At 63.8% G+C, this 10298-nt stretch carries 7 protein-coding genes; all 7 read left to right on the forward strand.

The features are described 5' to 3' along the window. The first annotated feature begins 3 nt into the window (after positions 1 to 3). The 7 genes from QZ271_RS07570 (at position 4) to QZ271_RS07600 (ending at position 9400) form a co-directional block, all read left to right on the forward strand. Entirely contained in the window at positions 4 to 3069 is a 3066-nt protein-coding gene (locus QZ271_RS07570) for a hypothetical protein (RefSeq protein ID WP_291430119.1), read from the forward strand. Between the two features lie 131 nt (positions 3070 to 3200). Next, on the forward strand, positions 3201 to 5567 hold the full coding sequence (gene ung, locus QZ271_RS07575) for a uracil-DNA glycosylase (protein WP_291430121.1): 2367 nt from the start codon (positions 3201 to 3203) through the stop codon (positions 5565 to 5567). A gap of 87 nt (positions 5568 to 5654) precedes the next feature. Further along, positions 5655 to 6074, forward strand: a complete 420-nt coding sequence (locus QZ271_RS07580) for a DoxX family membrane protein (protein WP_291430123.1) — start codon at positions 5655 to 5657, stop codon at positions 6072 to 6074. A gap of 535 nt (positions 6075 to 6609) precedes the next feature. Further along, the gene (locus QZ271_RS07585) at positions 6610 to 7038 is read left to right on the forward strand and encodes a hypothetical protein (RefSeq protein ID WP_291430125.1); all 429 of its coding nucleotides are present in this window, start codon (positions 6610 to 6612) and stop codon (positions 7036 to 7038) included. 227 nt (positions 7039 to 7265) lie between these two features. Continuing rightward, a complete protein-coding gene (gmk, locus tag QZ271_RS07590) occupies positions 7266 to 7973 on the forward strand; it encodes a guanylate kinase (RefSeq protein ID WP_291430127.1) in 708 nt (235 codons plus the stop codon). Between the two features lie 224 nt (positions 7974 to 8197). Further along, a complete protein-coding gene (locus QZ271_RS07595; protein ID WP_291430129.1) occupies positions 8198 to 8356 on the forward strand; it encodes a hypothetical protein in 159 nt (52 codons plus the stop codon). 44 nt (positions 8357 to 8400) lie between these two features. Continuing rightward, a protein-coding gene (locus QZ271_RS07600; RefSeq protein WP_291430130.1) for an IS630 family transposase occupies positions 8401 to 9400 on the forward strand; the annotation gives its coding sequence in 2 pieces (ribosomal slippage) (positions 8401 to 8871 and positions 8873 to 9400; 999 coding nt in all). The last annotated feature ends 898 nt before the right edge of the window (positions 9401 to 10298 follow it).

Genomic DNA, 10298 nt, shown 5'->3' on the forward strand with positions numbered 1-10298 from the left:
CGCATGCCTGCCCTGCTGAACCTGCTGAAACGCGCCGCGACCACCGTCACGGCCGCTGCCGCCGCCACCTGCGCCCTGATCGGCGCCGGAAGTACCGCCGGGGCGACCGGGACGACCGACACCTGCACGCCCTCGTCTCCGTGGGTGCAGTCTTTCAATACCAACGCCCCACTGGCTGACATTCAGAACCACACGTACGTGAGTGGCGTGAACACCGTCACGTCGTACAAGGGTACGTACACCTTCTGGAACGACATCGATCACACCGGCAATTACGGGTACGCGCTGTACCTGAACGTCGCTGACTACGCGAGCCTTCCCGGTCTGCTGTACCGGAACGTCATCAACGTCCCGGCCGGTGGCACGCTCAACTACCGGAACTACGGCCGCACCCACCAGAACACCCCGTCGAGACTGCGCTACGTGTTCACCGACACTGCCAGCGGCCGGGTTCTGCAAACCACGGACGGCAGCACCCTGACCACCGACTACACCCTGCAGACGGTGCCAGGGTTCGTGAGCAGCGGTTCGCAGGTCACGCTCAGCATCTACACCCTGATAGACGGCGTCAGTGGTGACGCGAACATCCTGAAACTCGATGACCTCAAGTTGACCTGCACCGCTCCGACGCTGCACCAGACAGACCTGCAGGTGTTCAAGTCTGTCCTGACCCCCTCGCGCACCCTCACCTCCGGTAAGTTCTACGTGGGTGACACGGTCGAGTACGCGCTACAGGTCATCAACCAGAACGCGGGCGGCGTGGCCGCGGACGGCGCGACCCTGACCGACGTGTCCGAACCCGGCTTTGAGGCCCTGACCTGGAAGTGCGAGGTCGTCAGCGGTGGGGCGCAGTGCCCCGCCAGCACCGGCGCCGGCTTCCCGAACTTCAGTATTCCGAAGTTCCCCGCGAACAGCGAACTGAAGATCACGTACAGCGGCCGCGTCACCGGCGTGGACGCACAACTGAGAAACACGGCAACCATTACGGCGCCCAGCGGCGTGACCGACACCAACCCCGCCAACAACACCGACACAGCCTACATCTGCACGTCGTCCCCGCCGGCTTTGCCCTCCCTGATCATCACCAAGACCGGCAACGGCCCCTGGACAGGCGGGCAGGCCGGCGCCACGTATACCCTGACCGTCAGGAACGACGGCCCCGTCCCCACCAGCGGCGCGGTCACCGTCAGGGATCTGCTGCCGGCCGGGATTACGCCCACCACCCCCAGCTTCTCGCCCGCCACCGGCTGGAACTGCACCACCAGCGGACAGACCGTCACCTGCACGGGTACCGGCGTATTGAACCCTGGTGCCAGTGCCGCCCTGACCTTCAGTGTGAACGTCGGCGCGTCTGCCAGCATCACCAACCGCGCCAGCGTGGGCGGCGGCGGGGACCCCGACCCCATTCCCGACCCGGCGGGCTGCGCAGCCACCGGTGGGCAGTGCGCGGTGTACACCACCACCGTCACCGTGCCAACCCCCACGCCTTCCCCGGTCTGTTCGACCATCTACGCGCTGGCCCTGAACGAGGGCGGCAACAGCACGGACGGCGTCACCATCCGCGTGCTTAACGAGAGCAACAACACCCTGGGACCCGTGATCGCCACCCTGCCAAACTACGCGACCTCGGCCACGCTGGCGGTCACGCCCGACGCCAAGAAATTCTTCGTGGCCGACGACTCCGGCCGCCTGCGCTTCTACGACACTGTGCAGAACACCTGGTTCTCCGGGGGTGTGTTCAGCGGTGTGAACGGCCGACTGGTTCGCATGACCATCACCAGGAGCGGCGTCGGCTACGCCATGGATTCCGACCGGAACCTCTGGAGCTTCCAGACGAGTAGCCCCTACCAGGTCACGGCGCTCGGCCAGCTGACCAGCACCACCCTGAATGCCCCGAACTTCAACGACAACGGTGACTTCTTCGCCGACAGCACCGGCAAACTGTACATGGTCAGCAGCGCGACCGGGTCGAGCACCATCGACCTGTGGCTGATCTTGCCCAGCACCCTGCAGGCCGAGTACCTGGGCCGCCTGAGTAACCCCAGCACCGGCTCGCAGTTCAACGGGATCGCGGCCAGCCCCAGCGGTATCTACGCCCGCGACAACCTGGGCCGCCTCGTGAAGATCGATCTCGTGAACGTCACCTACACCCCCGTGGGCAGCAGCAGCCTGGGTTCGACCGACCTGGCCAGCTGCACCTACCCGGTGCTGGCCCCCAGCCTCAGCGCCGTCAAGAGCGTGATGAAGGTCGCCGGTTCCGTGGGCGACAAGGTGCAGCCCGGTGACACGCTGGAATACCGTGTGGTCGTCCGCAACAGCGGCACCTTGCCTGCCGGGGGCGTGACCTTCCGCGACGCCCTGCCTGCCGGCACTGCGTACGTACCGGACAGCGCCCGCGTGAACGGCTTTACCACCACGACCACCGGTCAGAGCGTCACCAGCCTGAGCGGTGCGGCGTACCCGTTTGCGCAGCCGGTGGGGATCTGCAGCCAGGACGGAGCGGCCTGCGCCACGCAGGTCCTGAAGATCGACACCACGCCCGCCGTGATGGACAACGAGTCGGTCGTGGCCTTCCGCGTCACCGTGCTCAGCCCCTTCACCCTTGACCCGGCGCAGGTGCGCAACGTGGCCCGCGTGGACTTCACGGACGGCCCCAGCACCGGCGTGCCCAGCAACGAAGTGGTCACGCCCGTCTACCAGCCCGCGAAACTGACCGTCGTCAAGACCGTGCAAAACGTCACGCGCGGCGGTGCTGTCGGCACGGCCGCTGAAGGCAACCCCGGCGACATTCTGGAGTACTGCATCACCACCACCAACGTCGGCGGCCTGAACGCCACCAACATCAGCTTCAGCGACGCCGTCCCCGCCAACACGGGCTTCGCCCTGAACGGCTTCGGCGCGGGTAAGGACATCCGCCTGACGGCCGTGAGCGGCGAGGTGTTCTACACCGCCGCCGCCGACACCGATGCCGGGCAGCTGAAGGACGGTAAGGTGCTCGTGCAGGGTGGGAGCTTCGTGCTGACCCCCACGCAGAGCGTCACCATCTGCTTCCGCGCGAACATCCAGTAACCTCTCCCTCACACGCGGGCCACCTCCTCATGGGTGGCCCGCGTTCGCGTTCCCTGAGCGCCGCGAAGCGTTCCCGTTCCCTGAGCGCCGCGGGTCTTTCCTGCGCCGCGCGGCGTTCATATCCCCTGAAGTTGGGGCGCGCGCCTACCGTTGCGCCCGCCACGCTGAGCGACAGTCAGGGAATGCCCGGCGGAACACAACTGGTGTGGTTCAAAAAGGACCTGCGCGTGCGGGATCACGCGCCGCTGCGCGAGGCGGCCCGGCGCGGTCCGGTCCTGCCGGTGTTCATCTACGAACCCGAACAGCTGACACACGAGGAATTCGCCGGGCACCACCTGACGTACCTGAACGACTGCCTGCGCGAACTGGACGTCAGCCTGCGTGCCCTGGGCGCCCCGCTGATCGTGCGGCTCGGGGAGGCAGTGACGGTCCTCGAAGAGCTGCGCGCCGCCCATGACGTGCGGGCCGTGTGGGCGCACGAGGAAACCGGCAACGGCGTGAGTTTCGCGCGCGACCACCGCGTGCGCGCCTGGGCGCGGGCGCGTGGACTGCCCATGAACGAACTACCGCAGAATGGCGTGATTCGCCGAATGGTGAACCGCGACGGCTGGGCCGCCACCTGGGAGGAACGCCTGAGCGCCCCGGCAGTCCCGGTCCCGGACGCCCTGACGGGCGTGAACGCCGACCCCGGCGGCCTGCGCAGCCACACGGAACTGGGCGTGCCCGCCAGCACGAAAGTCATCCCGCGCGGCGGTGAAGCCGGGGCGCACGCCACCCTGCGCTCGTTCCTGACAGCGCGCGGCGTGAACTACATGCGCGAGATGAGCAGCCCCCTGAGCGCCGAGAACAGCTGCTCACGCCTGAGCGCGCCGCTGGCCTTAGGCACCGTGTCGCTGCGCGAGGTCGTACAGGCCACCCGAGTGCGCCTCGCGCAGGTGCGGGCCGAGCCCGGCGCCGACCCGCGCTGGGTGCGGTCACTGCGCTCGTACGAGTCGCGGCTGCACTGGCACTGCCACTTCATGCAGCGACTCGAAAGCCAGCCGGACATGGAATTGCGCACCCTGAACCGCGCCCTGGAAGGCCTGCGCGAACACGACTGGAACCAGGACTTCTATGACCGCTGGCAACACGCGCAGACCGGCTACCCCCTGATTGACGCCTGCATGCGGATGCTGCGTGAAACCGGCTGGCTGAACTTCCGTATGCGGGCCCTACTCGTCAGTTTCGCCACGCAGCACCTGTGGCTGCACTGGCGTCAGCCCGGGCTGTTCCTGGCCCGGGAGTGGCTGGATAACGAACCCGGCATCCACTGGTCGCAGATGCAGATGCAGAGCAGCACGGTCGGCATCAACCGCGTGCGCATCTACTCCCCGACCCGGCAGGCCCGCGAGCAGGACCCGGAGGGGGTGTTCATTCGCCACTGGCTGCCGGAACTGGCGGACGTACCGGGCGATTTCATTCACGCGCCCTGGGAGTGGAGCGGCGCGGGCCGCCTGAAGTACCCGCCGCCCATCGTTCACGAGCACGAGGCCGGACGCGCCGCCCGCGCCCGCATCCAGGCCGCCCGCACCAGCCCCAATTTCGAGGCCGAAGCCCGCCGCATCTACGCGAAACACGGCAGCCGCAAGAAAGCCGAGTTGCGGGCCGAACGGAAAGCCAAGGGACTCCCGGACAGGTCCCCACCCACGCCGCGCCCCCGCGCCGTAAAAAGGAACATCATGAGCGACCAGCCCGACCTCTTCGGCCACGCCCACACCCCCTCCGACCCGACCCGCTCCGAGCCGACCCCCGCCGCCACCCCGAAAGCCATCGTGCCCGCCGGACTGCCCGAATCCTGGCAGCGCGCCCTGGAAGGCGAATTCGCCGCGCCGTACTTTCATGAACTCAAGGATTACCTGGTGCGGGAACGCCGCGAGCAGACCATCTACCCGCCGGCCGCCGACGTGTTCAACGCCCTGCGCCTGACGCCGCTGGAAGACGTGAAAGTCCTGATTCTGGGCCAGGACCCCTACCACCGCCCCGGGCAGGCGCACGGCCTGAGCTTCAGCGTGCGCCCCGGCGTACCGGTGCCGCCCAGCCTGCGCAACATCTACCAGGAACTCGTGACGGACCTTCCCGGCTTCGCGCCGCCCCGTCACGGCTCGCTGACCACCTGGGCCGCGCAGGGTGTGCTGCTGCTGAACGCTGTGCTGACCGTCCGCGAGGGCCAACCCAACACGCACGCCGGGCAGGGCTGGGAGCACTTCACGGACGCCGTGATCCGCGCCGTGAACGATCAGCCGGGGCGGGTGGTGTTCATCCTGTGGGGCGCGTACGCCCGCAAGAAGAGGAAACTGATCACTGCGCCGCAACACGTCATCCTGGAATCCGCGCACCCCAGCCCCCTGAGCGTCGCCAACTTCCTGGGCACCCGGCCCTTCAGCCGCACGAACGCCGCGCTTCAGGAGGCCGGTCGCACCCCCATCGACTGGCAACTGCCCGCCAGTGCCGAGGAATGACCTTGCCAGCCAGGGACCGCGCCTTTGGTTAAGGCTGTGGTGGCTGTGGCACACGCGCCTGTGCGGCCTGCCGCCTACCATCTGCGCATGACCCGCACCGCTCATCCTCCGACCACCCTGCCCCAGACGCTGGCGCGCGTGCTGCTGGGGTCGTTCATGATGTTCGCGGGAGTGGGGCACCTGACGTTCCTGCGCCGGGATTTTCAGGCCCAGGTGCCGACGTGGTTGCCGCTCGACAAGGATTTCGTGGTCCTGGCGTCCGGCGTGGTGGAGATCGGATTCGGGGCGGCGCTCCTGGCCCTGCCCCGGCAGCGGCGGACGGTGGGGTGGGTGCTGGCAGCGTTCTTCGTGGCGATCTTTCCCGGGAACGTGTCGCAGTACCTGACGCACCAGAGTGCATTCGGGCTGGACACGGATGAGAAGCGCCTGACGCGGTTGTTCTTTCAGCCGGTGCTGATCGCGCTGGCACTATGGAGTACCGGAGCGTGGCCCACACGGCGCCGCTGACAGAACGGCCTGGCCGTGGCCGATAGAACAGACAGGGCTGGCCGAACGAACGGCTAGGCTGAAGGCCGATTGGCGCACGGGCCAGAGCCCAGGTGCGTCCACGGCCTGTAAGGGCGAGGGACTACGCTGTCACTCGCTAGGCGCCGCTCTCTGAGTCCGCTCGGTTCACATGATTTTTGCGAAACATTTCAGTGAGTCAGTTCCAGATTTATTCCTGTGGGCGTTCACTCTGGGCACGTGGCCCAGGATGCGCGAGAACTCGGTTCTTAGCTGGAAAGCTATGGGTTCCCTGAGTGCACGCCACTTGTACACTCTTCAAGGGCCTGAGAACTGGACAATACTGCCTCTGAAGGTGAGCCGGAGCAGTAACGACAGGGGTGTGTGTAAGACGAATGGAATCCATGTTCTTGCGTGACTGGGCATCAAAATACGGCTTTCTCGTTGCTGGTTAACCTGTATTCGACGACCCGCTTGACATGAGAAAATGAGCGGGCGCTTTACTTTTATTACCTGCACAGGTCATACTGAGAGCACTATGGCTTACAAGAAACTCAGTGAACAGGTGATGGAACTCAGCAACCCCCAGCGGAGCGACAGCTTTGTGAAGATGTTCCAGGAAGCGGTCCGCCAGGGTCAATTTAATGGCGCGTACCTTCCCGAGCGGTTCACGTTGCCCAAACAGTTCAGCCGCCGTGGCAGTACCGAAACGTACAACCGCGACACCCGCGAGATGCTGTTCGATGAAACCCCGGAATTCACCCAGTGGTTTGAGGGTGTTAACCGTGAACTGGCCGCCGCGCGCAAGGGCGGCACCATCAAGCCCAGCGTGGAAGCCATCGAGTCCGGCCTGATCAACTTTGATGACATGGTTGCCGAAACGCGCCGCAAGATGCAGGCCAGCTACGAGAAAGGGCAGGCGCTCGGCAAGGGCCGCGCCAAGGCAACCAAGGGCAAGAAGAAGTAATACAGACCCCGGTTGAATGATAGACAACACCTTTTAAACCCGGCCTTTTTTAACTCGGCCTTGAATTCAGGCGGCTCCAGGTGGGCCGCCTGTTCCTATACGCACGGCGGTTGATTCGGTGCAGTTCCGATTGGGTCCGAGCGGATTCGAGTCGGAACAACAGACGGCCCTGTGTGGTTGAGAGAGCAATCCGTACCATTCCTGGGCGGGTCGCGTATCGTGGGCGGATGACGTTGCAGGACACCCCTCTTTCCGTGTCGCCCCGCCGGGGCCTTCTTCTGGTTATCACCGGCGCGTCCGGCGTGGGCAAGGGCACGCTGCGTGAACGCTGGCTGGCCGGGCAGGACGTGTTCTACAGCACTTCGTGGACGACCCGGAAGGCCCGCCCGGGCGAGCGGGACGGCGTGGACTACGTATTCGTCACTCCGGACGTGTTCGAGGCCAAGGCGCAGGCCGACGGGTTCCTGGAGCACGCGGCGTTCGTCGGGAACCGCTACGGCACACCCATCGAACCCATCGAGGCGGCCCTGAGCCGTGGGCAGGACGTGATCCTGGAAATCGAGGTGGAGGGGGCCATGCAGGTCAAGGCCCGCATGGGTGAGGAGGCCATCTTGATCTTCATCATGCCGCCCAGCCTCAGCGAACTGCGCCGCCGGCTGGAGGGTCGCGCAACCGAAACGCCGGACCGCATCGAGAAACGGCTGGCCCGCGCCCGCGAGGAGATCCGAGAGGCGCACGAGTTCCGGTACGTGATCGTGAACGACGACCTGGACCGCGCACTGAGCGAACTGCACGCCATTCAGACGGCCGAACGCGCCCGGCAACTGCCGGAAACGGACTGGGTCGAGGCGGACCGCGAGGCGCGCGTGCAGGCCGACGCGCTGCGCAGTTACACCCTGACCGACACGGACCTAAACCGCATTGGGAACGAGTAATCCGGATTCCGATTGATTCGGAACTGCGCCGAATCAATCCAAGTGGATGCGAGTAGGAAAAACGGACGGGTTTCGCGGTATGAAACCTCAGACGGCGCTGTTCCGACTGTGGCGGAATTTAGCGGAATCCGTATGGGATACAAGCAGCGGTCGTAACTGCTCAGCAGGGTAAATTGCTCAGAATCTGAATTCAGTCCTATAAATTGCTAAGAAGCTGCTTTCAAATGACTGAAATTGCCGATATGGGCGAATTGGTTCGTCCAAGGCAGATTTGCAGTAAATATTATGCTCATACAAAACGGGAACAAGCGTTTTTTGCCGTGTTTATCGTGCTGAGCAGTTACCAGCGGTCAAGCGTTGGCGTTGGCCTGCTCCTGCTCTGACTATTGATAACGGTAGAAATTTAGGTTGCTAGACTGGCTAGGACATGGCACCGTGGCACCCCTCCAAGTACACCCGCGCCCAGCTCGAAGAACGGCGACTCGCCGCACTGAACATGATGCAGGCCGGTGGACACACCAACCAGCAGATCGCGGATCACTTCGGCGTCTCGATCCACACCGTCTACACCTGGAAAGAGCGGCTCAAACGCCAGGGTGGCCTGGAGGCCACCCCCACGACGGGTCGGCCCGCCCGCCTGACCCCGGAGGGGCAGCAGAAGATCAGCACCCTCCTGCAGGAGGGTGCCCTGGCACACGGCTTTCCCGACGCCACCTGGACAACCGCTCGCGTCCGCGAACTGATCGGGCGGCACCTGCACGTGTGGTACCACGTCGACCATGTTCGCAAGGTGCTCCATCGCTTGGGATTCTCGCCCCAGAAACCCGGGAAAGGGGCGCTGGAACAGAACGAGGAGGCCGTACGAACCTGGGTGCAGACCACGCGCCCGGGTGTCGAAAAAAAAGGTCGCGCAGGGCGCCACGCTCATCTACCTCGATGAAGTGGGCTTCAGTCTGAAGGGCGTGCTCCGACGGACATGGGCAAAACGGGGGAAGACGCCCGTGGTGCGTCTTCCGGCCAGTTGGCAGAAGCTCTCGACGATTGGGGCCATCACGTCGAACGGGCAATTTCTCCAGCGGACCCAGACAGGAGCGGTCAAGACGGGTGATGTGCTGGCGTTTCTGAACCACCTTCTGAAGCACGTGACGGTTGAACTGGTGGTGGTGTTGGACAATGCCGCGATTCACCGGGCGAAGGCCGTCTCGGCCTTCGTGGAGACGCAGGATCGGCTCTCACTGGTGTACCTGCCACCGTATTCACCGGAGTTCAATCCGATTGAGAAGGTCTGGGCCTACGTGAAGCGGAATATCTTGGGGAATTTCTGCGCCAGGACGACAAAGGAACTGACGACACGGCTGCGTGCGGGCTGGCAGAGGATTCGGTACATCAAGTTGCCGCAGCGCCTCATGGCGGCGACTTCAATTTAAACCGTTATCAATAGGAACGCCACTCACTGCCGCAGGGGCTGGTGGTGACCAGCGAAGAAGGTGCCCATCAGTTCATCGAACGTCCGCTGGCAATTCAGACAGTGATATCGCTGTCTGAATCTCTATTGATAAAGGTATAAATCTAAGTCGTGAGATTGAGTCAGGTCTCGTGCTGGACGTATTCCAGCGTGCCACCTTAAACTCAAAGCAACTTCAATTTCTACCGTTATCAATAGGTGTCGTCCCGGTTCTGTTTGAACACATGCGGCGCGTGCCAACGCGGGTAGTCCATGCCATCGGGCCAACGGAGTTCCCACACGACGTTGAAGCCTTTTCAGTCGTCCAGGAGCTAAATTAAGCTGAGCATGATGATAGTGCATCGCGGCGCTCTCAGCTCCCTGAAATCCAGGAAAAGCCACGCGTATTCGTGGGAAGGTACACTGGGTGTGCTGCTCATTCGCTGTGGCCTCGGCTGGCTGGAGACCGGGACGCGCGCGAGTATACTGGGAGTCAACCTGTTTGTGCAGACCAGGGTACCGTCAGGGGCTAAAATTAACTCGCCAGAGGAAATTGCCTGGCGTAAGGGCTGATTGACCATTGAGACCGTGCTGGAACAGACTCAGAAGCTGTAGAAAAACTAGTATGGGAAATACCTCATTAAGGTCGCAGGGGAGAAATTTCATGCCTGAGCAGAGAATGGAACACACGATTAGGCTGGATAAAAAGTACGTGGAGGCCGTGCCTTTTGCGAGTTATCCGATTGCCCTGCAGACTAAAGGAGTCTGGTTTCATGCCCTGAAAAAGAACCGCAGCGAGTGTGGGACTTCCATAGGATATGTGCGGTTGAATGGGCGGGGTGCGTAGGGGTTTCTCGATCAGCTTGTGCCCAGGCAGATCA

It is taken from the genome of Deinococcus sp. (assembly GCF_018260555.1).
GTDB lineage: Bacteria > Deinococcota > Deinococci > Deinococcales > Deinococcaceae > Deinococcus.

Excerpts from the sequence above, each read along its gene's own strand:
- QZ271_RS07580 (WP_291430123.1), top strand. The coding sequence starts at position 5,655 with ATGACCCGCACCGCTCATCCTCCGACCACCCTGCCCCAGACGCTGGCG.
- QZ271_RS07595 (WP_291430129.1), top strand. The coding sequence starts at position 8,198 with ATGACTGAAATTGCCGATATGGGCGAATTGGTTCGTCCAAGGCAGATT.
- QZ271_RS07585 (WP_291430125.1), top strand. The coding sequence starts at position 6,610 with ATGGCTTACAAGAAACTCAGTGAACAGGTGATGGAACTCAGCAACCCC.
- QZ271_RS07570 (WP_291430119.1), top strand. The coding sequence starts at position 4 with ATGCCTGCCCTGCTGAACCTGCTGAAACGCGCCGCGACCACCGTCACG.
- gmk (WP_291430127.1), top strand. The coding sequence starts at position 7,266 with ATGACGTTGCAGGACACCCCTCTTTCCGTGTCGCCCCGCCGGGGCCTT.